Origin of the sequence: Streptomyces formicae (genome assembly GCF_002556545.1) — a bacterium.
In the GTDB taxonomy this organism is placed as follows: Bacteria; Actinomycetota; Actinomycetes; order Streptomycetales; family Streptomycetaceae; genus Streptomyces; species Streptomyces formicae_A.
Genome location: NZ_CP022685.1, coordinates 2,680,831 through 2,702,467 on the forward strand (window position 1 = coordinate 2,680,831; position 21,637 = coordinate 2,702,467).

The following is a 21,637-nucleotide window of genomic DNA, read 5'->3' on the forward strand; positions in this document are numbered from 1 at the left end:
GGGGGCCCGCATGTCGCGCAATACCCAGCGGGGGTAGGGTTCGCCGCATGGCGAGGACCAGGAGCCGCACGGGGTACGGGCAGTTGATGCTGCTTGCCGCCCTGCTCCTCGGGATCGTCACGATGCATACGTTGGGGCATCCCTCGGGCGGTCACGACGGTGGCGCGAGCACGCCCGCCGCCGTGTCGTCGCCGATGGGGCACGACATGGCGGGGCCCGCGCCCGCGGCGCACGAGCCCGCGCCCGCGGCGCACGAGAGGGACGGCGACGGCCCTCGGCACGGCGAGCGAGCCGTGCGTATGGCCGCGCCCGCCCCGGAGCCGCACGACGGCATGAGCATGGATCCGCTGTCCGTGTGCCTGGCGGTGCTCGGCGCCTTCACGCTCGTCCTGCTGGTGCGGGCCGGGCTGCTGCGGCCCGGCGGGACCCTCGCCCAGCTGCCCGCGTCCGGGCGGCTACCCCACACCCTGCGGCCCGATCCGCCGCCTCCCCGGATACGTCTGGCCCGTCTGTCCGTGCTGCGCATTTAGGCCGCCCCACCAGCTGCTTCGCGCTGCCCGGGAAACCCGTGCGGTTCCGATGGGAACCCACAGGGGTCGAGCGGTGTACCAGAAGCAGCGGATGCGCCCATTCGCACGCACCATCACGACGAGGTGTCACCCAGTCATGCGTAAGACAGCCATGCGTAAAACCGTCATGCGTAAAGCCGTCCTGCCCGCGGAAGGCCCGCACGCCGTTTCCCGCCGCACCCTGCTCGGCGCCGCGGCGGCCGTCGCGGGGACGGGCGTCCTCGCGGCCTGCTCCGGCACGGAATCCGGCGGCCACGGCGACGCGGCAGGCCCCGAGGGCTATGTCGACCCGGCGGGCGAGGAAGTCGCCGCCGCGGAGAAGAAGCGCGCCCGCGGCGGCAAGGTCCGCGAGGTCCGCCTGATGGCCATGGAGACCAAGCTCGACCTGGGCGGCCCCCAGGTGAAGACGTGGGCGTACGGCGAAGGGCTGCCGGGCAAGGAGGTCCGCGTCACCGCGGGCGACACCCTGGCGCTCACCCTCGCCAACCACCTCCCCGAGGCCACGTCCCTGCACTGGCACGGCATCGCCCTGCGCAACGACATGGACGGCGTCCCCGGCCTCACCCAGAAGGACATCAGGCCCGGCGGCGACTTCACCTACCGCTTCGCGGTGCCGCACCCGGGGACGTACTGGTTCCACCCGCACTCCGGCACCCAGCAGGACCGCGGGCTGTACGCGCCGCTGATCGTCGAGGACCCCAAGGAGCCCCTGACGTACGACAAGGAGTGGGTGATCGTCCTCGACGACTGGGTCGACGGGGTGGACGGCTCCACCCCGGACGGCGTGCTCGCCGAGCTCAGCAAGGGCATGGGCGGCCACGACATGGGCGGCGAGAAGGACGGCTCGGGCGGCATGGACCACGGCGGCGGCCACGACATGTCGAACATGTCCTTCACCTCGGCGCGCAAGGCCCCGTCGCCGAAGCCTTCGGGGCCCTCGCGGATGATGATGGGCGCCAAGAGCGACCTGCTCGGGGGCGACGCGGGCGATGTCGCCTACCCGCACTACCTGATCAACGGGCGGGCGCCGAAGGGCCCTTCGCAGTTCCGCGCCCGCCCCGGCGACCGCATCCGCCTTCGCCTCATCAACGCGGGCGGTGACACGGCCTTCCGGGTGGCGCTCGGCGGCCACGAGATGACGGTGACGCACACGGACGGCTTCCCCGTGGCGCACGCGAAGACGGACGCCCTGCTCCTGGGCATGGGCGAGCGGTACGACGTGCTCGTCACGGCCAAGGACGGCACCTTCCCGCTGACCGCCGTGGCCGAGGGCAAGAAGGCAGTGGCGCTCGCGGTGCTGCGCACGGGCGGCGGGGCCGCGCCGACCGCCTCCACCCGGCCCGAGGAGCTGACGGGCCGTCTCCTGACCGCCGACAAGCTGCGGTCGCACGAATCCGTCGCGCTGAAGTCCCGCAAGCCGGACCGCACGATCAGGCTCCAGCTGACCGGCGGCATGGCGAAGTACGACTGGGCCTTCGACAAGAAGCCGTACTCCCCCGGCCAGCGCCACCCCGTGCGGGCGGGCGAGCGGGTCCGCCTGGTCTTCGCCAACTCGACGTCGATGTGGCACCCCGTGCACCTGCACGGCCACACCTTCGCCCTGGCGAACGCGGCGGGCGGCCCCCGCAAGGACACCGCGATCGTCCTGCCGAACGGCACGCTGACGGTGGACTTCGACGCGGACAACCCGGGCCTGTGGATGATCCACTGCCACAACGTCTACCACGCGGAGGCAGGAATGATGACGGTCCTCGGCTACCGCAAGTAGCCCCTGGAAGGGGCGCGGGGAACTGCGCGAGCAACCAGAGCGAGCCCGCACCCGCGCCCCGTCCCCGCCGTCCGGCAGGACATCGCGTCGCTCTGACGATTAGACTGGACCCCGTGCCCCAACTACGTCTCGCCCTGAATCAGATCGACTCGACCGTCGGAGATCTCGCCGGGAACGCCGAGGCGATCGTCCGCTGGACCCGGCACTCCGCCGAGCAGGGGGCGCATCTCGTCGCGTTCCCCGAGATGGCACTCACCGGGTACCCCGTGGAGGACCTCGCCCTGCGCTCGTCCTTCGTCCGGGCCTCGCGGGACGCGCTGCACGCGCTCGCCGCGCGCCTCGACGACGAGGGCCTCGGCGAGCTGCCGGTGGTCGTCGGCTACCTGGACCGCACCGACGAGGCGAAACCCAGGTTCGGCCAGCCCGCGGGCGCCCCGCGCAACGCGGGCGCGGTGCTGCACCGCGGCGAGGCCGTCCTGACCTACTCCAAGCACCACCTGCCCAACTACGGCGTCTTCGACGAGTTCCGTTACTTCGTGCCGGGCGAGACCCTGCCGGTGGTGCGCGTGCACGGCGTCGACGTGGCCCTGGCCATCTGCGAGGACCTCTGGCAGGACGGCGGCCGCGTGCCCGCGACCCGTACGGCGGGCGCGGGCCTGCTGCTCTCCATCAACGCGTCGCCGTACGAGCAGAACAAGGACGACCAGCGCCTGGAGCTGGTGCGCAAGCGCGCCCAGGAGGCGGGCTGCACCACCGCCTACCTCGCGATGATCGGCGGCCAGGACGAGCTGGTCTTCGACGGCGACTCGATCGTCGTCGACAAGGACGGCGGCGTCATCGCGCGTGCGCCGCAGTTCGCCGAGGGCTGCGTCGTGCTCGACCTGGAGCTGCCCGCGGCGGGCGAGGTGCCCTCCGGCGTCGTCGACGACGGTCTGCGCGTCGAGCACGTCACGGTCTCCGCCGAGCCGCTGCCCGCGTACGAGGCGGAGCTCACCGGCGGGTACGCGGAGCGGCTCGACGACGATGAGGAGGTGTACTCGGCGCTCGTGGTGGGCCTGCGCGCGTACGCCGCGAAGAACGGGTTCAGCAGCGTCCTGATCGGGCTCTCCGGCGGCATCGACTCGGCGCTCACCGCGGCCATCGCCTGCGACGCGCTCGGGGCGCGGAACGTGCACGGTGTCGCGATGCCCTCCCGCTACTCCTCCGAGCACTCGATCACCGACGCGGAGGAGCTGGCGCGGCGGACCGGGCTGCCGCTGCGGACCGTGCCGATCGCCCCGATGTTCGACGCGTACATGGGATCGCTCGGTCTGACCGGGCTCGCCGAGGAGAACCTCCAGTCGCGCCTGCGCGGCACGACGCTGATGGCGCTCTCCAACCAGGAGGGCCACATCGTGCTCGCACCGGGCAACAAGTCCGAGCTAGCGGTGGGGTATTCGACTCTCTACGGAGACTCCGTCGGGGCGTACGGACCGATCAAGGACGTCTACAAGACCTCGGTCTTCCGGCTCGCGCGGTGGCGCAACCGCGCGGCCGAGGAGCGCGGACAGCTCCCGCCGATCCCGGAGAACTCCCTCAGCAAGCCGCCGAGCGCGGAGCTGCGGCCCGACCAGGTCGACACGGACTCGCTGCCCGACTACCCCGTCCTCGACGGCATCCTGGAGCTCTACGTCGACCGCGACCAGAGCGCCGACGCGATCGTGGCCGCGGGCTACGACAGGGAGCTCGTGGTCAAGACGCTGCGGATGGTCGACACCGCCGAGTACAAGCGCCGCCAGTACCCGCCGGGCACCAAGATCTCCGCCAAGGGCTTCGGCAAGGACCGCAGGCTGCCCATCACCAACCGCTGGCGCGAGTCGGCGACGGGCTGAGCCGCGCGACTCAGTGGTGGCGGGACGGCTCCTTGACCGGAGCCCCCGTCGCCACCAGGCGCTCCGTGCCCGCCACCGGCGAGCGCAGGTCGACCAGGTAGGCGGCGCCCGCGACCGCGAGTCCGAGCACCGCGAGCAGCGCGCCCGTCACCGCGGGGGACGTGACGCCGAAGCCCGCGGCGAGGGCGAGGCCGCCGATCCAGGCACCGCCCGCGTTGGCGAGGTTGAACGCCGCCTGGTTCGCGGACGAGGCGAGCGAGGGGGCCGCGGCCGCCTTCTCCATGACCATCAGCTGCAGGGGCGAGCCCGTGGTGAACGCCGCCATGCCGAGCAGCACCACGGCGAGCGCCGCGCTCCACCCGGCGCCCATCAGGAGCGGGAACAGCGCGAGGACGACGGCCAGCGAGGTCAGGCCGCCGAAGAGGGTGCCCCGCAGCGAGTGGTCGGCGAGGCGGCCGCCGAGCAGGTTGCCCGCGGTGGCGCCCACGCCGAAGAGGGCGAGCAGCAGGGTGACGCTGGATTCGGCGTAGCCCGCCGAGTCGGTGAGCATCGGCGTGATGTAGCTGTACGCGGAGAAGAGCGCGCCGAAGCCCGCGACCGTCGTACCGAGCGCGAGCCAGACCGGCACGCTGCGCAGCGCCCGCAGCTCGCCGCGCAGGCCGACCGCCTCGCCGTGGCCGTGGTCGGCGGGGACGAGCAGGGCGAGCGCGGCGACGGCGGCGATGCCGATCGCGCTCACCCCGAGGAACGTGGCGCGCCAGCCGAGCTGCTGCCCCATCGCCGTACCCACGGGGACGCCGACGATGTTGGCGACGGTGAGGCCGAGGAACATCAGGGAGACCGAGCGGGCCTTGCGCTCGGGGCCGACGAGGCCGGTGGCGACGACGGCGCCGACGCCGAAGAAGGCGCCGTGCGGCAGTCCGCTGAGGAACCGGGCGGCCATCAGCCAGTGGTAGTCGGGCGCGGCGGCCGACAGGGCGTTGCCCACCACGAACAGGGCCATCAGACCGATCAGTACGCGCCTGCGCGGCATCTTGGCGGTGACGGCGGCGAGCAGCGGGGCGCCGATGACGACGCCGAGGGCGTACGCGGAGACGAGGTGTCCCGCGGTCGGGATGGATATGTGCAGGTCGTCGGCGACGTTGGGCAGCAGGCCCATCATCACGAACTCGGTCGTGCCGATGCCGAAGGCGCCCACGGCGAGGGCGAGCAGGGCCAGGGGCATGGGGAGGTACCTTCCACGGAAGCAGGGGGCGGCCCGGAGCCGGGCGAATCCATTAGTTTACGTACGGAACAAAGCCGCGCGCACCGCGTATTCCATGGGCCCTGTCCGTGGGGCCCTGTCCGTGGGGCCCGGTCCGTGGGGCCCGCTCCGTGCCGGGCCGTTACTCGGAGAGCTCGACCCGCGCCGCGATCGGCAGGTGGTCGCTGTTCGTCTTGGGCAGCGTCCAGGAGGAGACCGGCTCGACGCCCTTGACCATGATCTGGTCGATGCGGGCCATCGGGAACGACGCGGGCCAGCTGAAGCCGAAGCCGTTGCCCGCGGCGCCCTGCGTGGAGCGCATCTGCGCGGTCACGCCGTTCAGGGCGCGGTCGTTCATCGTGCCGTTCAGGTCGCCGAGCAGGATGATCTTGCCGAGCCGCTCCTTGGAGATGGCCTCGCCGAGCGCGTCGGCGCTCTCGTCGCGCTGGTTGGCGGTGAAGCCCGCGTCGAGCTTCACGCGCACCGACGGCAGGTGCGCCACGTAGACGGCGACCTCGCCCTTGGGGGTGTCGACGGTGGTCCGCAGCGCGCGGACCCAGCCCAGCTTGATGTCCACGGGCTTGGTGTCGGCCAGCGGGTACTTGCTCCACACGCCGACCGTGCCCTTGACCGAGTGGTACTTGTAGATGCGCGAGAGCGCCTTCTCGTACGTCGGCACGGCGTCCGCGGTGAGCTCTTCGAGGGCCAGCACGTCCGCGCCGGAAGCGGCGACGTCCTGGGCCGTGCCCGTCGGGTCGGTGTTGTCCGCGTTCACGTTGTGCGTGGCCACGGTCAGGTCGCCCTCGCCGCCCGACTTGTCGCTGATCAGGCCGCCGAACTGGTTGATCCAGATGACCGTGGGCAGCAGCACCGCGATCAGGGCGGTGGCGGACTTGCGCACCACCCCGATGACGACGATCACCGGGATGAAGACGCCGAGCCAGGGCAGGAAGGTCTCGGTCAGGCTGCCGAGGTTGCCGATGTTGTTGGGGATCTGCGCGTGGAACAGCATGACCAGGGCGATCAGGAGCGCGGCACCCGCGGTGACCAGGCCGCGCCGCCAGATGCCGGGGTCGCCGCGCCAGCCGTCGAGCAGGCGCCGGAACCAGGACCCCGGACGCTCGGGCCCCGAGCCGTCGCTGTCCGTCTCCGTCTTGTACGCCTGCGCCATAACTCTCGTCGCCTCACTGCCTGCCGTGCACACCGTCTGTCCCGCCCCCTGAAACCCTAGGCGATGATCGGGTGCGTCTCTGCCGTCCGCGACGGCCGTACTGGCACGAGGACGAACAAGGCGGCGCGGCGAGTTCCTGACCGGCGGCGCGGAGTCGGCTCTGTGACGAAATGCGCATACTCCGTACGCCGGGCGGAGGCGGCTGCGGACGGCCCGGGCTCCGCGCGCTAGGACGCCGCCTGCGGTCGCAGCCCTTCGAGGACGGTGTCGACGATCCGCTCCGCGAGGTCGTCGTCGAGCGGCGCGTCGGGGCGCATCACCGTGCGCAGCAGCATGGGGCCGACGAACAGGTCGTTGGCCATCTCGATGTCGACGTCCGTGCGGAGCACGCCCTCGGCCATGCCCCGCCGCAGCACCTCGACCATGGTGCGGCGGCGGGGGTCGATGACCGTGCTGTGGTAGGCGTCCCACAGCTTGGGGAGGGCCTTCATCTGCGCGAAGACGTTGTGCAGCAGCACCGAGGAGCGCATGGTGAGGCCGCGCCGGCGCAGGCCCTCCAGGATGACCACGAGATCGTCGCGCACCGAGGTGCCCGGCAGCTCGGGGTCCGGCTCCTCGAAGACGCGCAGGACGTCGACGAAGAGTGCCTCCTTGCCGTCCCAGCGCCGGTAGATGGTGGCCTTGCCGACGCCCGCGGTGCGGGCGATCCGCTCGATGGACAGCTCCGTGAGCGACACGCCGTCCTCCAGGAGCCGCACCACGCCCTCAATGATCGCCTGTTCCACGGCCTCGCTCCTGGGGCGGCCGCGGCCGCCCCGCGCGACGGGCACGCCCTTGCCCGCGGGTGCCCCCCTGCCGATGGGTGCCCCGTTCGCGGCGTGCGTTCCCTTGGCGGTGTGGACCACGTCATCTCCGTCTCTTCGCGCGGCTGGCCGGGGACGATTCTCCCTCAGTGCTCCGAAGCGCCCACCGGCTCGGGCTTCTCCTGGGGCTCGTCCGGCTTCGGCGTACGCCCCGGCAGGAACAGGAAGACGATCACCGAACCGATCAGCGCGACGCCCGCGCCGCACAGCGCCGTGACGTGCATGGCGTGCAGGAAGGAGTCGTTGGCCGCGCTCACCAGCGGCTCGCCGCGCGGGCCGAGCTTCGCGGCGACGCCGAGCGTCGCCTCGATCGACTCGCCCGCCGCGTGCCGCGCCCCCGCGGGCAGCAGGGTCAGCTTGTCCTCGACGCCGCTGCGGTACGCCGCGGAGAGCACCGAGCCGAGCACCGCGATGCCCAGGGCGCCGCCGACCTGCCGGAAGGTGTTGCTGAGGGCGGACGCGGAGCCCGCCTTCTCGCGCGGCAGGGCCTGCATGATCACGACGCTGGTCGGCGTCATGATGTGCGCCATGCCGGTGCCCATCAGGAAGAAGATGACCTCCAGGAGCCAGATCGGCGTATCGGCCTCCAGGGCCGTGAAGGCCACCAGCATCGCCGCCACCAGGAGCAGGCCGCCGGTGCACACCGCGCGGACGCCGAAGCGGTCGACGACGAGGCGGGCGCGCGGCGCGAAGATGAGCTGGGCCGCGGCCAGCGGGAGCATCAGCAGACCGGTCTGGAGCGGCGAGTAGCCGCGCACGCTCTGGGTGTAGAAGACCGCGAAGAACGTCACGCCCATCAGCGAGAAGAAGACGAGCGCGATGGCGCTGATCGCCGCGGAGAAGACCCGGTTCTTGAAGTACGCGATGTCGATGGACGGGTGGTCGCTGCGCTTCTCGTACAGCACGAAGGCGACGAGCACGGCGAGGCCCGCGGCGATGGTGGCGAGGACGGCCGGGTCGGTGAAGTCGGCGAGCTGGCCGCCCTTGATGATGCCGTAGACGAGCAGGACGAGGCCGACGACGGAGAGCGCGACGCCGACCAGGTCGATCCGGCCCGGCTTGGGGTCGCGCGAGTCGGGCACCAGCCAGACCATCAGGGCGAGCGCGATCAGCACGATCGGCACGTTCACGAAGAAGACCGAGCCCCACCAGAAGTGGTCGAGCAGCACGCCGCCGGTGATCGGGCCGATCGCGATGGCGAGGCCGACGCCGCCCGCCCAGATGCCGATGGCCTTGGGCTGCTCGTCGCGCTCGAAGACGTTCATCAGGATGGCGAGGGTCGCGGGCATCACGAAGGCCGCGCCGAGGCCCATCACCGCGCGGAACGCGATGAGTTGGACGGGTGAGGCGGACTCCGCGGCGAGCGCCGAGCCGAGGCCGAAGACGACGAGGCCGCCGAGCAGGACCCTCTTGCGGCCGAGCCGGTCGCCGAGCAGGCCCGCGGTGAACAGCAGGCCCGCGAAGACGAGCGTGTAGGCGTTGATGGCCCATTCGAGCTCGCCCTGGGTGGCGCCGAGGCCGGTGGGCGCCGGGGTCGAGATCGTCTTGATGGCGACGTTCAGGATCGAGTTGTCGAGCACCACGATCAACAGGCTGAGCATGAGCACCCCGAGGATCGCCCAGCGGCGCCGGTGCACGGCTTCCGGGATGCGGGGCGAGGCGGGTACGGCAGGAGTTGGCATGCCGTCCAGCCTAGGAGCATTTCGATACGAGACCGTCTCGTATTGGAAAGAATTTACCCGTGGCCCGGTACGGCTTTACCCAGTGGCCGGTACGGGGCGTGGCCCGGGTTACCGGCGGACCCACTAGCCCCGGGGCGGCACGTGATGCCACCATGGAGGGGATCCGGGGACGCCGTCAGGGCGCCTCGAGATGACAGAAGGAGCCGTTGCGATGACGCAGCTTTCGGCTGCCCAGAACAGTGCCGACGCCCCCAGGAGCCCCGACAGCAGCAAGGCGCTGTACGGCGGCAAGGGCACCCGGCGCATCACTGTGCGCGACATCACCGCCGCCAAGGAGCGGGGCGAGAAGTGGCCCATGCTCACCGCCTACGACGCGATGACCGCGTCCGTCTTCGACGAGGCGGGCATCCCCGTCATGCTCGTCGGCGACTCGGCGGGCAACTGCCACCTCGGGTACGAGACGACCGTGCCCGTCACCCTCGACGAGATGACCATGCTGTCGGCGGCCGTCGTACGGGGCACGTCGCGTGCCCTGATCGTCGGCGACCTGCCGTTCGGCTCCTACCAGGAGGGACCGGTCCAGGCGCTCCGCTCGGCCACCCGGCTCGTCAAGGAGGCGGGCGTCGGGGCGGTCAAGCTGGAGGGCGGCGAACGCTCCCTGGCCCAGACCGAGTTGCTGGTCCAGTCCGGCATCCCCGTCATGTCCCACCTCGGCCTGACCCCGCAGTCCGTGAACACCATGGGCTACCGCGTGCAGGGCCGCGGCGACGAGGCCGCGCACCGGCTGCTGCACGACGCCAAGGCGGCGCAGGACGCGGGCGCGTTCGCGGTCGTCCTCGAACTCGTCCCCGAGGAGCTCGCGGCCGAGGTCACCCGCTCCCTGCACATCCCGACCGTCGGGATCGGCGCGGGCGCCGGGTGCGACGCGCAGGTCCTGGTCTGGACGGACATGCTCGGCCTGACCGGCGGCAAGATGCCGCGCTTCGTCAAGCAGTACGCCGATCTGCGGGGCGTCATGTCCGGCGCGGCCAAGGCGTTCGCCGAGGACGTGGTGGGCGGAACGTTCCCGGCGCCGGAACACGCGGTCCACTGATTCGAGACCATCGCGGCACCACGGCAGCCCGTCGATTCCCCCGTCGACGGGCTGCCTTCTTCTCGCCTGTCGGTGGGATGTCGGTGGTTTGTCGGTGGGGGATGGCACCTTGTATTCCATGACGCGAATCGACAAGAACCCCGGCGGCGCAGAGAGTGCCGTCACCGTGAGGGGACTGGTCAAGCACTACGGCGAGACCAAGGCACTGGACGGCGTGGACCTCGACGTGCGCGAAGGCACCGTCCTCGGCGTGCTCGGGCCCAACGGCGCGGGCAAGACCACACTCGTACGCTGCCTCTCCACCCTCGTCACCCCGGACTCGGGCACCGCCCTCGTAGCGGGGTACGACGTACTGAAGCAGCCCCGACAGCTGCGCCGCGTGATCGGCCTGACCGGCCAGTACGCGTCGGTGGACGAGAAGCTCTCGGGACGCGAGAACCTGTACATGATCGGGCGGCTGCTCGACCTGTCCCGCAAGGAGTCCAGGGCCCGCGCCGACGGCCTCCTCGAGCGGTTCTCGCTGACCGAGGCGGCCAAGCGCCCGGCGAGCACCTACTCCGGCGGCATGCGCCGCCGCCTCGACCTCGCGGCGTCGATGATCGGCAGCCCGGCCGTCCTCTACCTGGACGAGCCGACGACCGGCCTCGACCCCCGTACCCGTAACGAGGTGTGGGCCGAGGTCAAGCGCATGGTCGCCGACGGCGTCACCGTGCTGCTCACCACCCAGTACATGGAGGAGGCCGAGCAGCTGGCCTCCGAGCTGACCGTCATCGACCGCGGCAAGGTCATCGCCAACGGCGGCATCGACGAGCTCAAGGCGAAGGTCGGCGGCCGCACCCTGCGCGTCCGCCCGGCCGACCCGCTGGAGCTCCGCCCGCTGGCGAACGCGCTCGACGACCTCGGCCTGACCGGCATCGCCACCTCCACGGTGGACACCGAGACCGGCACGGTCCTGGTGCCGATCCTCAGCGACGAGCAGCTGACCGCCGTGGTCGGCGCGGTCACCGCGCGCGGCATCACGATCGGCTCGATAGCCACCGAACTGCCCAGCCTGGACGAGGTGTTCCTGTCGATCACCGGCCAGAAGGCCAGTGCTCCGCAGGACGCACGCCCCAGCGAAAAGGAACTGGAGGAGGTCGCCGTATGAGCGCCACCACTCTCGCGGCCCCCCTCAAGACGGGGCAGGCCGACGCCCGCATCGGCCTGCGCGGCCATGTCAGACACACCAGCGCCCTGGTCCGCCGCAACCTGCTCTGGATCCGCCAGGACCCCGAGTCGATGTTCGACGCGGTCCTGATGCCGATCGTCTTCACGCTCCTGTTCGTGTACGTCTTCGGCGGCTCCATCGGCCAGGCGCTCGGCGGCGGTCAGGACCAGTACGTGCAGTACGTGGTGCCCGGCATGATGGCGATGATGAGCATGAACATCGCCATGGCCGTCGGCACCGGCTTCAACCAGGACTTCCAGAACGGCATCATGGACCGCTTCAGGACCCTGCCGATCGGCCAGGGTTCGGTCCTCTTCGCCAAGATCGTGGTGGAGCTGATGCGGCTCCTCATCGCGACGACGATCATGATGATCGTCGGTGTCCTCGTGGGCTTCGACATCACCCACTGGGGCGGCTTGTTCGCCGCCGTGGGCCTCTCCGCCCTCTTCGGCACGTCCATCATGTGGATCTTCCTGGTGCTCGGCGTCTCGATGAAGAGCGCCCAGTCGGTGCAGGCGATGGGCTTCCTGGTCCTGATGCCGCTGCAGTTCGGCTCGTCGATCTTCGCGCCGACCCAGTCGATGCCCGGCTGGCTGCAGGGCTTCACCGACTACAACCCGCTCTCCTCGCTCGCGGACTCCGCGCGCGGCCTGATGGTCGGCGGCCCCGTCGCGCACGACCTGTGGGTGACGATCGGCTGGTCGGTGGCGCTCACCCTGGTGATGGCGCCCATCGCGATCCACAAGTTCCGCACGAAGAACTGACCGGAGCACCGGTCGGGCGACGGGCCGGGCAACCGGTCACCGGGTCATCCGGACGACGCCACGACGCACAGGGCGGCGGCCTCCTCGACGGTGAGGCCGCCGCCCTGTGCGTACGCGGCGTCGTACGCCTCGTCCCCGAGCGCGGCCCGCACCGTCCCCTCCGCGTGCGCGCGGATCTCCCGCTCCATGCTGTTCGCCACGTGCGCGGGCGGCAGCTCGCGGTCGGCGACTCCCAGGAGCCTGGCGGCGTCGTCCGCGCGGGCGCCGTCCGTCGCCCCGGACAGGGCGAGCGCGGCGATCCACAGGTGGACGGCGACCATCTGCGGGGCGACCATCCGCGACAGCGGGTCGAGCGCCTTCACGAAGGCCTCGCCCACCCCGGCGACGCTCCGCGCGTACCGTCCGTCCAGCGCGTCGATCCAGGCCGTGATGCCGAGCACGGAACTCTCGAAGACCGCGTAGCCGATGGCGCTGAACTCCATGCCGAGGAGCCGGAGATGCTCACGTGCCTCGTCGAAGCGGCCGCTGCGGCCGAGCGCGATGGTGAGGTAGATCCGCGCGGCGGGCAGCGCCTCGCCCGTGTGGTGGCGGCCGGAGTTGTCGATGACCTCCCGCAGCATCGCCTCGCCCCGCGCGAAGTCCTCCCGCTCCTCGGGCGCGTCGGTGAGGAGCGAGCCGAGGCGGGCCTTGAGCAAGGCGACCTGGGTCAGCGCGCCGACCTGTTCGGCGTACTCGACGGCGGCCCAGAAGTCCTGCGCGGCGAGGGCCAGTTCACCACGCCGCTCCCGCGCCTCGCCGCGCGCCGAGAGCGCCTCGGCGATGCCCCACACATCGCCCAGGCGCCGGAACACGCTCAGCGCCTCGTCCGCGTCGCGGATGGCGTCGCCCGACCAGTCGGTGCGGTTGGCGAGCATGTTGGCGCGCATCTGCAGGGCGGCGGCGAGCTCCCACGCGTAGCCGAACTCGCGGCAGGCGGCGACGGTCTCGTCGATGGTCTCCTGCAACAGCCCCATCTCACCGCCGAGCAGGATGGCGAAGAACCAGAGGTTGCCGGGCGAACGACAGGTCTGCGGGAGCCCTGGGCGGTAGGCCTCCCTGATGCCGAGCAGCTTCTCCTGGGACGCGGGCGACTGCCAGTGCATCACGTCCACCTCCATGTCCATGCAGGAGAGATGGAGCAGGTGCGCGCCCCTGCGGGCCTCCACGAGGACGTCGGGGCTCATCGGCGGCGGCGCGGCCGTGCACGGTTCGTGCAGCGGGGGCGCGGGGACGACGGGCCTGGCGAACGGGTCCGGGCCCAGGGACATGACGTCGAGGGACCAGTTCCTGGTCTCCATGCGCAGACCGCGGATCTGCCAGTACCAGGAGAGCGAGAGGACGAGGCAGAGCGCCTCCTGCTCGTCCCGTGCGGCGACCGCGTGCCGCAGGGCGGTGCGCAGGTTCTCGTACTCCGCCTCGAGCCGCTCCACGGCCGCGTGCTGGCCGTGGCCGCGCAGTTCGGGATCGGTGGTCCTGGCGACCTCGCGGTAGTGCACGAGGTGCGCGCGCTCGGCCGCGGCCCGGTCCCCCGCCTCGTCGAGCCGCTCCCCCGCGTACTCCGCGACGGTCTCCAGGAGCCGGTAGCGCATGCCGCCGCCGGAGACCGGCGAAGGGGCCGCGACGACGAGGGACTTGTCGACGAGCGAGCCGAGCAGGCCGGCGACGTCGTGCGCCTCGCCCCCGGCCGCGCAGACCTCTTCCGCCGCGGTCAGGTCGCAGCCGCCCGCGAAGACCGAGAGCCTGCGCAGCACGGCCCGTTCGGGCGCGTCCAGCAGGTCCCAGGACCAGTCGACGACGGCCCGCAGGGTCTGCTGGCGGGGCAGTACCGTGCGGGCGCCGCTGGTGAGCAGCCGGAAGCGGTCGTCGAGGCGGTCGGCGATCTGGCGCGGGGTGAGCATCCGCAGCCTGGCCGCGGCCAGTTCGATGGCGAGCGGCAGACCGTCCAGACGGCGGCAGATCTCGGCGACGGCCTCGGGGTCGCCCGCCACCGCGAACCCGGGCCGCGCGGCGGCGCCGCGCTCGGCGAAGAGCCGCAGCGCGACGGGTTCGGGCAGCGGCTCGACGGGGCGGAGCAACTCGCCGGGGACGCCGAGGGGTTCGCGGCTCGTGGCCAGGACCGTGAGGCCCGGACAGCGGGCGAGGAGCTCCTCGGCGAGCCGGGCAGCCGCGTCGATGACGTGCTCGCAGTTGTCCAAGATGATCAGCATGCGGCGGGCCGCGCAGTGCTCGACGAGCCGCGCGACGGGGTCCTCGCCGCTCCGCTCCGAGATGGCCCGCAGCTCCTCGGCACCGGCGCCGCGCAGCACGGTCTCGCGGGCGCCGAGCGCGGTGAGCACGGCGGCGGGTACGTCGTCCGGGTCCTCGACAGGCGCGAGCTCGGCCAGCCACACGCCGTCGGACACCTCGCCCGCCACCGTCTCCGCGGCCTCCTGCGAAAGCCGCGTCTTCCCGGCGCCACCGGGCCCGATCAACGTCACGAGCCGAGCCCGCCCGAGGTCCCCGCGCAGCGCCCCGATGTCCCCTTCCCGCCCGACGAAGGAGGTGAGCCGGGCGCGGAGGTTGCCGGGAGGGCGGGGGGCGAGGGGGCGGGGGGCGAGGGGGCGGCGAGGTCGGGGCTCGCCACTGTCGCGTACGACGGGGTCGGCCGGTGCGACGGGACCGGCCGGTGCGTCCGGGGCGGGGCCGACGACCTCGCCGACTCTCTCGTACGCACCCGCTTCGCACCCGTCCCCCCGCAGCAACTCCTGGTGCAGCGCCCGGAGTTCAGGCCCCGGATCCGTGCCGAGGCGGTCCGCGAGGACGGTGCGGATGTCCTCGTAGGCCGCGAGTGCCTCGGCGGGGCGGCCCGCGTCACGCAGGGCGCGCAGCCGCAGGGCCTGGAGCGGTTCGTCCAGCGGCTGTCCTTCGCACAGCGCGGTGAGCTCGGGCAGCACGTACTCCGCCTCGCCGAGTGCGAGCGCCGCCGTCGCCCGCGCGCGGTGCGCGTCGACGCGGCGGGCTCCCCAGCGCGCGGCCTCCGCCGTGCGCTCGGGCAGGTCGGGCAGGGGCTCGCCGCTCCACAGGGCGAGCGCGTCGTCCAGGAGGGCGGCCGCCTTCGCCGCGTCGCCGTCGGCGAGGGCCCTCGTGCCCTCGCCGACGAGCCGGTCGAAGCGGAACACGTCCACGTCGTCGGGGACCGCGCACAGGCGGTAGCCGCCGTCCGCCGAGACCACCGCGCCCGCGCCGAGGGCCCTGCGGAGGCGGCCCGCCAGCGCCTGCAACGCGCCCGTCGCGTCGGCCGGGGGATCCCCGGCCCAGACCTCGTCGACCAGGACCGGGGCGGAGACGGTGCGGCCCACGCGCAGGGCGAGCACCGTGAGCAGGGCGCGCAGACGCGCGCCGCCGACGGGCAGGGCGGTGCCGTCGGGGCGCAGGGCCTGGGTGGTGCCGAGGACGCGGTAGCGCACGGGACCATTGTCCCTGGCTCCGGAACGGCTCACCTCCACCTCCAGGCCCATCTCCGGGGCCGCGCCCCCGTTCACCTCCACCTGCGCCTCCGCGCCTCCGCGACACCGGCGCCGCGGACTCCGTCCGGCCCGGCGCCCGCCGCCGTCGCAGCGGCCGCGCGCCTGCCGGTCCCCCCGCCGTCCCCCGCACTTCCGGCCCACCCCGGTCCCCCGTCCCTTCTCGTCTCTCCCCCGGCTCCTGCTCCCGCTCCCGCTCTCCCGCTCAGCCCGCGTCGTCCGGGACCTCCAGCTCCACCAGGACCCCGGTCTCGCTCCGCCGGTAGCCCGGCCCCGTCGTCGTCCGCGAGAGCTCTTCCCCCTGGAACCACTTCGGGCAGAGCTCGACCGGGCGCAGCCAGCGCTCGCCGGGCACCGGCGCGTACGTCCGCGAGCCCTCGCTCGTCTCCGCGAAGCCCTGGGTCACCACGTGGATGGCGCGGACCCTGCCGACCGTGTCGGGCCAGCGGCCGCCGTGCCGCTCCACGGAGAGCAGGCCCCTGAGCGTGGCGCGCGCGGGGCGCGGGGGCGCGTGGTTCCACGGGACCGTCACCCCGTGCGCCCGCACGACGGACGCCTCCCACGGCTCCTCGTCGTCCCCGTCCGTGTCGTCCGCCAGCCAGTCCCCCGCCAAGGAGTCGAGCGCCACCACGGGCCCCTCGATCTCGCTGAACTCCTCCTGCCAGCCGTCCATGCCGTCCCCGCCGTCCCCGCCGTCCGCCAGGACGAGCAGCGGCCACGCCACCTCGTCCCCCACCGCGAACGGGGTCCCGCAGCACTCCATCTGCCAGTCCGCGTACAGCACCTTCCACACCCCGCGCAGAGTCATGACCCCAAGCCTCCCCGGAACTCGGGGCCGAGTGCGAGACGTTTTCCGCGTGCGCCCGGTACGGTCGGGCACGCCAGGATCTCGTACGCCAGGAGCCCCGCCCCATGACCACCGCCCCCGCCCGCAGCAGTGACCGGCGGATCAGCCCGGTCTTCCTGGGGATCGCCGCCGTCACGGCGGTCGCAGGATGGGCCACCTGGACCGGCTTCGCGGACAATCCGGGTGTCGCCGTCTTCCTCTTCGTGACGGCCGCCTGGATCGTCTCGCTCTGTCTGCACGAGTACGCGCACGCGCGCACGGCCCTGCACAGCGGCGACATCTCCATCGGCGCGAAGGGGTACTTGACGCTCAACCCGCTCAAGTACACGCACGCGCTCCTGAGCATCGTGCTGCCGGTGATCTTCGTGATCATGGGCGGCATCGGCCTGCCCGGTGGCGCGGTCTTCATCGAGCGCGGCCGGATCCGCGGCCGGTGGAAGCACAGCCTGATCTCGGCGGCGGGCCCGCTGACGAACGTGCTGTTCGCCGTGGTGTGCACCGCGCCGTTCTGGCTCGACGCGCTCGACGGGGTGCCGGACGCGTTCCGCTACGCGCTCGCGTTCCTCGCGCTGCTCCAGGTGACGGCGGCCATCCTGAACTCCCTGCCCGTTCCTGGCCTGGACGGGTACGGCGTGATCGAGCCCTGGCTGTCGTACAGGATCCGCCGCCAGGTGGAGCCGTTCGCGCCGTTCGGCCTGATCGCCGTCTTCGCCGTCCTGTGGCTCCCTGCGGTCAACCACGTGTTCTTCGACGCGATCGACGCGATCCTGCGCGGGCTCGGCGTCAGCGCCGACGACAGCTACTGGGGTCAGAAGCTCTACCGGTTCTGGGACGGCTCGCAGCAGGTCCCCTCGCCCGACGGCTTCAGCCGGTAGGCGCCCTTCGGCGTCAGCCGGTGGGCGAGGACGAGGCCCGCCGTGCCTTCTCCTGGCGCAGGTAGAACCACGCCATGTTCGAGGAGAGCCCCGCGAGCAGCACCCAGACGATGCCCAGCCAGCTGCCCTGGACGAAGGAGATCACGGCAGCGGCGACGGCGAGCGCGCAGACCACGAGGGCGTAGATGGCGAGGCGGGGCATGGGGGTCGGCTCCTGTCGGTGCAGCGTGGACGCGTACCCGTCCAGTGTCCCCCATGCCCGCCGGGGCCCCGCACGTCCCTAGACGTCGGTGACCCGCAGCCCCGCGTGCGCCTTGTAGCGGCGGTTGACCGAGATCAGGTTGGCGACCAGCGACTCGACCTGGTGGGCGTTGCGCAGGCGGCCCGCGAAGACGCCCCGCATGCCGGGGATGCGGGCGGCGAGCGCCTGCACCACGTTCGTGTCGGCGCGGCTCTCGCCGAGGACCATCACGTCGGTGTCGATCTCCTCGACCGAGGCGTCCTGGAGCAGGACGGCGGAGAGGTGGTGGAAGGCGGCCGTGACCCGCGATTCGGGGAGCAGGGCGGCGGCCTGTTCGGCGGCGCTGCCCTCCTCGGGCTTGAGGGCGTACGCGCCCTTCTTGTCGAAGCCGAGCGGGTTGACGCAGTCGACGACGAGCTTGCCGGTCAGCTCTTCGCGCAGGGACTCCAGGGTCTTCCCGTGTCCCTCCCACGGCACGGCGACGATCACGATGTCGCTGCGCCGCGCGCACTCCGCGTTCCCGGCGCCCTCGACGCCGAGGCCCAGCTCGTCGGCGGCGGTCCGCGCCCGGTTCTCGGCGCGCGAGCCGATGATCACCTTCTGCCCGGCCCTTGCGAGCCGGTAGGCGAGCCCGCGCCCCTGGTCACCGGTGCCGCCGAGCACGCCGACGACGAGGCCGGAGACGTCGGGCAGCTCCCAGGGGTCCTTGGCGGGGGCCTTCGCGGGGGCGTTCCCTGTGGCGTTCTGCGCACTGTCTGTAGAGGTCATGGGGCGACCTTACTCATCGGTCTCCCCGGTCAGTCCGGGCACCGGTATCCGCCGGAAGGTGATCGTCTCGTACGCGCTGAAGTCTCCCGTCTCGTAGAGCAGTCCGACCGTGTCGTCGTCGACGCGTACGAGATCGGAGTACGCGGCGGGCAGCCCGTCGACCGTGTGCGCGGTCTCCCAGGTGGTGCCCGCGTCGTGGCTGCGGCGCACGGTCATCAGGGCGCGGAAGCCGGGGTCGGCGGGGCCCGAGAAGAGCAGGACGTCGGGGTCGCGGAGCTGGAGGACGCTGCCCTCGACGACGGGTCCGGTGAGGCAGGCCTGCGGACGGAAGGGTTTCACCAGGCTCCGGCCGCCGTCGAGCGAGTGGGCGTCGGCGCGGGTGCCGGGGGCCGGGGAGTCGTTGCGGGTGTTGAAGTAGAGCCGTCCGTCGGGGAGTTCGGCGGCGGTGGTCTCGTTCACGTTGATGTAGCCGTTGGCGTTGTCGTCGATGTAGCCGATGCGCCAGGTGGCGCCCGCGTCGTCACTGAGCAGGCAGTGGCCGCCGTTGTACTTGCCCTCGGTGCCGGTGTCGGTGCCGGACGGCGGCAGGGAGTGGTTGGCGGGGACCACGACACGGCCGGTGCTCAGCTGGACGGCGTGCCCCGGCGTGGTCGCGTACCACCGCCAACTCGCCTTCTTCACCTGCCCGGTGATCTCGCGCGGGGCCGACCAGGTGAGTCCGTCGTCGTCGCTGTGCTGCACCCAGACGCGGCGCCCGTCGGCGGCGGACACCTTGCCTCGCCGGATGGCGTCCTCGGTGGCCGCGGCGGCGTTCCTGACCTGGACGAGCAGGACGCGTCCGGTGTCCAGGACGACGGGGGCGGGGTTGCCCGCGAGGTCGGCGCCGTTCTTGCCGACGATCTGGAGCGGGCCCCAGGTACGGCCGCCGTCGGCGGAGCGCTTGAGGACGACGTCGATGTTGCCGAAGTCGTCCTGGGAGCCGACGCGGCCCTCGCAGAAGGCGAGCAGGGTGCCGTGCGCCGTGCGCACGACGGCGGGTATGCGGAAGCTCGCGTATCCCTCGCGGCCCGCCCGGAAGGGAACAGATGTTTCATCGGTCATCCCCCGCCCTTCCCCGCTCCGGGGGAATTCCCGGTGAACTTCCGGTCACGACTGGCCCGTTCGGGCAGGATGCGACGCCATGGACGCCGTAAGGGTCGCGCTGCTGCGCGAAGTGCTCGCAGGGACCGAGTGGCCCGGTGCCACGCGCCGCTTCGCGGGGACGCTGCGCTCCTCCGTGCTGCCGCACGGCGGCGGGCTGCTCCTCGTGGGCACCGAGGTGTACGAGCCGTGGCACCTGGCCGCGCACCTGGTGGACGAGGCGGCCTGGTCGGGCACGCCGGAGCTGACGCCGACGCTCGTACGGCACCGGATCCTGCCAGGAGATCCCGCGCACCTGTCGACCGGGCTCGGCCGGATCGAGGCGGCGCGGCGCGGGGAGACGCTGCTCGTCGTGGCACCGGACGCGCCGGACGCGGGACTGCTCTCGCGCGTGCACGACGCGCGGCGGGCCGGGGCGACGGTGCTCGCGCTCGGCTCGGGCGACCGCGACCTGGACGCGCTCTCGCACGAGGCACTCGCCGTACCGACCGACACGGACCTCGACCTCGACACGGTCCAGCACCTGGTCAGCGCGGCAACGGGCGAGAACGCCCTCCCCACCCCCCGGACCCGCCACCGCTTCCGCGACCGCCTCTCCCGCCTCGCCGACCACCTGACCTCGCCGCCGCCCACGCGGTGGTGATCGAGGTCCGAGGAAATTGAGTTGCCCGCGCACCCGCCTGCACTGAGCATGGCTTTTCGTGCCTCTCTCCGTCTCCTCGATCCTGCCCGACCTCTCCCCCTGGCGGTCCACCCGTGACTTCCGGCTGCTGTGGGTGCAGGGGCTCGTCACCACCTTCGGCAGTTTCATGGCGCTGGTCGCCCTGCCGTTGCAGATCAAGGAGTTGACGGACTCGCCGCTCGCCGTCGGCGCGATGGGCGCGGTGGAGCTCGTGCCGTTGATCGTCTTCGGGCTGTACGGGGGTGCGCTCGCCGACGCCGTGGACCGGCGCAAGGTGATCCTGCTGACCGAGGCGGGCCTCGGGCTGCTCGCCGTCGTCCTGCTGGTGAACGCGCTGCTGCCCGAGCCGCTGCTGTGGCCGCTGTACGTCGTGGCGGCCGGTGTCTCCGCGCTCGCCGGGCTGCAACGGCCCGCCCTCGACTCGCTGATGGCGCGGATCGTGCCGCACGACCAGCTGACGGCGGCCGCCGCGCTGAACTCGCTGCGCTGGAACGTGGGCGCCATCGCGGCCCCCTCGCTCGCGGGCATCGTCGTGGCGTACGCGGGTCACGCCTCGGCGTACGCGGTCACGGCCGTCTGTTTCGCCCTCTCGGTCGCCCTGTGCACCCGCCTCTCCCCCGCGCCCGCCGCGCACGACGCGGAGAAGCCGTCGCTGAAGGGCCTCGCGGAGGGCGCGCGGTACGCGTGGTCGCGCCCCGTGCTGCTCGGCACGTACGCGATCGACATGGCGGCGATGTTCTTCGCCTTCCCCAACACGATCTTCCCGTTCCTCGCGGACGACCTGGACGCGAAGTGGGCCCTCGGCCTGATGTACGCGGCGGGAGCGGTCGGCTCGCTGCTGCTCAGTCTCACCAGCGGGTGGACCTCGCGGGTGCGGCGGCACGGACTGCTCGTGGTCCTCGGCGCGACGGGCTGGGGCCTCGCCATCACGGCCGCGGGCTGGTTCTCGAACGTCTGGGTGGTCCTCGCCTGTCTCGCCCTCGCGGGCGCGGGCGACATGCTGAGCGGGCTGGGCCGCTCGACCATCTGGAACCAGACGATCCCCGACGAGCTGCGCGGCAGGCTCGCCGGGATCGAGGTCCTCTCCTACAGCGTGGGCCCCCAGCTCGGCCAGGTCCGCGCGGGCGCGGCGGCAGGCTGGACGGGCACCCGCTCCGCCATCTGGTCAGGCGGCCTGGCCTGCGTGGCCTCGGTGGGCATCCTGGCGGCCGCGCTGCCCCGCCTGATCTCGTACGACGCGACGACGGACCCGGACGCGCTGCGCCGCAGGGAACGCGTGGCTCCGTAAGGGGCGCGGGGAACCGCGCGATC

Annotated in this window: 18 protein-coding genes; 9 read left to right on the plus strand and 9 right to left on the minus strand. The window is 72.4% G+C overall.

Annotated elements, in window-relative coordinates; genetic code table 11:
• Window positions 1-47: 47 nt before the first annotated feature.
• The 3 genes from KY5_RS11325 to KY5_RS11335 all read left to right on the plus strand — a co-directional run bounded on the left by KY5_RS11325 (window position 48) and on the right by KY5_RS11335 (window position 4,208).
• Window positions 48-530, plus strand: coding sequence for a hypothetical protein (locus KY5_RS11325; protein WP_098242117.1), 483 nt, complete (start codon window positions 48-50; stop codon window positions 528-530).
• Between the two features lie 166 nt (window positions 531-696).
• Window positions 697-2,337 (plus strand): multicopper oxidase family protein, encoded by a 1,641-nt coding sequence (locus KY5_RS11330; protein ID WP_098247183.1) that lies wholly within the window; start codon window positions 697-699, stop codon window positions 2,335-2,337.
• A gap of 113 nt (window positions 2,338-2,450) precedes the next feature.
• Window positions 2,451-4,208, plus strand: a complete 1,758-nt coding sequence (locus KY5_RS11335; RefSeq protein ID WP_098242118.1) for an NAD+ synthase — start codon at window positions 2,451-2,453, stop codon at window positions 4,206-4,208.
• Between the two features lie 10 nt (window positions 4,209-4,218).
• Here KY5_RS11335 and KY5_RS11340 read toward each other — a convergent pair whose 3' ends face one another.
• From KY5_RS11340 to KY5_RS11355, 4 genes are all read right to left on the minus strand, one after another.
• Window positions 4,219-5,433 carry an MFS transporter gene (locus KY5_RS11340; protein WP_098242119.1) on the minus strand — a complete coding sequence of 405 codons (1,215 nt, stop codon included), beginning with the start codon at window positions 5,431-5,433 and terminating at the stop codon, window positions 4,219-4,221.
• A 160-nt stretch (window positions 5,434-5,593) separates the two neighbouring features.
• Window positions 5,594-6,622 carry an endonuclease/exonuclease/phosphatase family protein gene (locus tag KY5_RS11345; RefSeq protein WP_098242120.1) on the minus strand — a complete coding sequence of 343 codons (1,029 nt, stop codon included), beginning with the start codon at window positions 6,620-6,622 and terminating at the stop codon, window positions 5,594-5,596.
• Window positions 6,623-6,849: 227 nt separating this feature from the next.
• On the minus strand, window positions 6,850-7,482 hold the full coding sequence (locus KY5_RS11350) for a TetR/AcrR family transcriptional regulator (protein ID WP_234363164.1): 633 nt from the start codon (window positions 7,480-7,482) through the stop codon (window positions 6,850-6,852).
• An 89-nt stretch (window positions 7,483-7,571) separates the two neighbouring features.
• Window positions 7,572-9,167, minus strand: a complete 1,596-nt coding sequence (locus KY5_RS11355) for an MFS transporter (RefSeq protein ID WP_098242121.1) — start codon at window positions 9,165-9,167, stop codon at window positions 7,572-7,574.
• Window positions 9,168-9,378: 211 nt separating this feature from the next.
• Between KY5_RS11355 and panB the strand changes: the two genes are divergently transcribed.
• The 3 genes from panB (at window position 9,379) to KY5_RS11370 (ending at window position 12,231) form a co-directional block, all read left to right on the plus strand.
• The gene (gene panB, locus KY5_RS11360; protein WP_098242122.1) at window positions 9,379-10,260 is read left to right on the plus strand and encodes a 3-methyl-2-oxobutanoate hydroxymethyltransferase; all 882 of its coding nucleotides are present in this window, start codon (window positions 9,379-9,381) and stop codon (window positions 10,258-10,260) included.
• 118 nt (window positions 10,261-10,378) lie between these two features.
• Complete coding sequence (locus KY5_RS11365; protein ID WP_098242123.1) at window positions 10,379-11,407, plus strand: ATP-binding cassette domain-containing protein; 1,029 nt, start codon at window positions 10,379-10,381, stop codon at window positions 11,405-11,407.
• Window positions 11,404-12,231: an ABC transporter permease gene (locus KY5_RS11370; RefSeq protein WP_098242124.1), complete on the plus strand. Its 828-nt coding sequence runs from the start codon at window positions 11,404-11,406 to the stop codon at window positions 12,229-12,231. Before KY5_RS11365 ends, KY5_RS11370 begins: the two co-directional genes overlap by 4 nt.
• Window positions 12,232-12,275: 44 nt before the next feature.
• Here the strand turns inward: KY5_RS11370 and KY5_RS11375 are convergent, their stop codons facing one another.
• Together KY5_RS11375 and KY5_RS11380 are read right to left on the minus strand one after the other, a co-directional pair.
• Window positions 12,276-15,767 (minus strand): AfsR/SARP family transcriptional regulator, encoded by a 3,492-nt coding sequence (locus KY5_RS11375; RefSeq protein ID WP_098247185.1) that lies wholly within the window; start codon window positions 15,765-15,767, stop codon window positions 12,276-12,278.
• A 211-nt stretch (window positions 15,768-15,978) separates the two neighbouring features.
• Window positions 15,979-16,581, minus strand: coding sequence for a DUF6578 domain-containing protein (locus KY5_RS11380; protein ID WP_098242125.1), 603 nt, complete (start codon window positions 16,579-16,581; stop codon window positions 15,979-15,981).
• A 104-nt stretch (window positions 16,582-16,685) separates the two neighbouring features.
• On the opposite strand from KY5_RS11380, the gene KY5_RS11385 reads away from it, so the two are divergent.
• Complete coding sequence (locus KY5_RS11385) at window positions 16,686-17,495, plus strand: site-2 protease family protein (protein WP_098242126.1); 810 nt, start codon at window positions 16,686-16,688, stop codon at window positions 17,493-17,495.
• A 13-nt stretch (window positions 17,496-17,508) separates the two neighbouring features.
• Here the strand turns inward: KY5_RS11385 and KY5_RS11390 are convergent, their stop codons facing one another.
• From KY5_RS11390 to KY5_RS11400, 3 genes are all read right to left on the minus strand, one after another.
• Window positions 17,509-17,697, minus strand: a complete 189-nt coding sequence (locus KY5_RS11390; protein ID WP_098242127.1) for a hypothetical protein — start codon at window positions 17,695-17,697, stop codon at window positions 17,509-17,511.
• A 78-nt stretch (window positions 17,698-17,775) separates the two neighbouring features.
• Entirely contained in the window at window positions 17,776-18,504 is a 729-nt protein-coding gene (gene npdG / locus KY5_RS11395; protein ID WP_098242128.1) for an NADPH-dependent F420 reductase, read from the minus strand.
• Window positions 18,505-18,513: 9 nt separating this feature from the next.
• Window positions 18,514-19,605, minus strand: coding sequence for a sialidase family protein (locus tag KY5_RS11400; RefSeq protein WP_098242129.1), 1,092 nt, complete (start codon window positions 19,603-19,605; stop codon window positions 18,514-18,516).
• Window positions 19,606-19,684: 79 nt separating this feature from the next.
• On the opposite strand from KY5_RS11400, the gene KY5_RS11405 reads away from it, so the two are divergent.
• Both KY5_RS11405 and KY5_RS11410 read left to right on the plus strand, forming a co-directional pair.
• Entirely contained in the window at window positions 19,685-20,287 is a 603-nt protein-coding gene (locus KY5_RS11405; protein ID WP_098242130.1) for a hypothetical protein, read from the plus strand.
• A gap of 58 nt (window positions 20,288-20,345) precedes the next feature.
• Window positions 20,346-21,614 (plus strand): MFS transporter, encoded by a 1,269-nt coding sequence (locus tag KY5_RS11410; protein ID WP_098242131.1) that lies wholly within the window; start codon window positions 20,346-20,348, stop codon window positions 21,612-21,614.
• Window positions 21,615-21,637: the final 23 nt, after the last annotated feature.

Excerpts from the sequence above, each read along its gene's own strand:
- KY5_RS11380 (WP_098242125.1), bottom strand. The coding sequence starts at position 16,581 with ATGACTCTGCGCGGGGTGTGGAAGGTGCTGTACGCGGACTGGCAGATG.
- KY5_RS11400 (WP_098242129.1), bottom strand. The coding sequence starts at position 19,605 with ATGACCGATGAAACATCTGTTCCCTTCCGGGCGGGCCGCGAGGGATAC.
- KY5_RS11385 (WP_098242126.1), top strand. The coding sequence starts at position 16,686 with ATGACCACCGCCCCCGCCCGCAGCAGTGACCGGCGGATCAGCCCGGTC.
- KY5_RS11370 (WP_098242124.1), top strand. The coding sequence starts at position 11,404 with ATGAGCGCCACCACTCTCGCGGCCCCCCTCAAGACGGGGCAGGCCGAC.
- KY5_RS11390 (WP_098242127.1), bottom strand. The coding sequence starts at position 17,697 with ATGCCCCGCCTCGCCATCTACGCCCTCGTGGTCTGCGCGCTCGCCGTC.
- KY5_RS11340 (WP_098242119.1), bottom strand. The coding sequence starts at position 5,433 with ATGCCCCTGGCCCTGCTCGCCCTCGCCGTGGGCGCCTTCGGCATCGGC.
- npdG (WP_098242128.1), bottom strand. The coding sequence starts at position 18,504 with ATGACCTCTACAGACAGTGCGCAGAACGCCACAGGGAACGCCCCCGCG.
- KY5_RS11365 (WP_098242123.1), top strand. The coding sequence starts at position 10,379 with ATGACGCGAATCGACAAGAACCCCGGCGGCGCAGAGAGTGCCGTCACC.
- KY5_RS11405 (WP_098242130.1), top strand. The coding sequence starts at position 19,685 with ATGGACGCCGTAAGGGTCGCGCTGCTGCGCGAAGTGCTCGCAGGGACC.
- KY5_RS11375 (WP_098247185.1), bottom strand. The coding sequence starts at position 15,767 with ATGGGCCTGGAGGTGGAGGTGAGCCGTTCCGGAGCCAGGGACAATGGT.
- KY5_RS11345 (WP_098242120.1), bottom strand. The coding sequence starts at position 6,622 with ATGGCGCAGGCGTACAAGACGGAGACGGACAGCGACGGCTCGGGGCCC.
- KY5_RS11355 (WP_098242121.1), bottom strand. The coding sequence starts at position 9,167 with ATGCCAACTCCTGCCGTACCCGCCTCGCCCCGCATCCCGGAAGCCGTG.
- panB (WP_098242122.1), top strand. The coding sequence starts at position 9,379 with ATGACGCAGCTTTCGGCTGCCCAGAACAGTGCCGACGCCCCCAGGAGC.
- KY5_RS11325 (WP_098242117.1), top strand. The coding sequence starts at position 48 with ATGGCGAGGACCAGGAGCCGCACGGGGTACGGGCAGTTGATGCTGCTT.
- KY5_RS11330 (WP_098247183.1), top strand. The coding sequence starts at position 697 with ATGCGTAAAGCCGTCCTGCCCGCGGAAGGCCCGCACGCCGTTTCCCGC.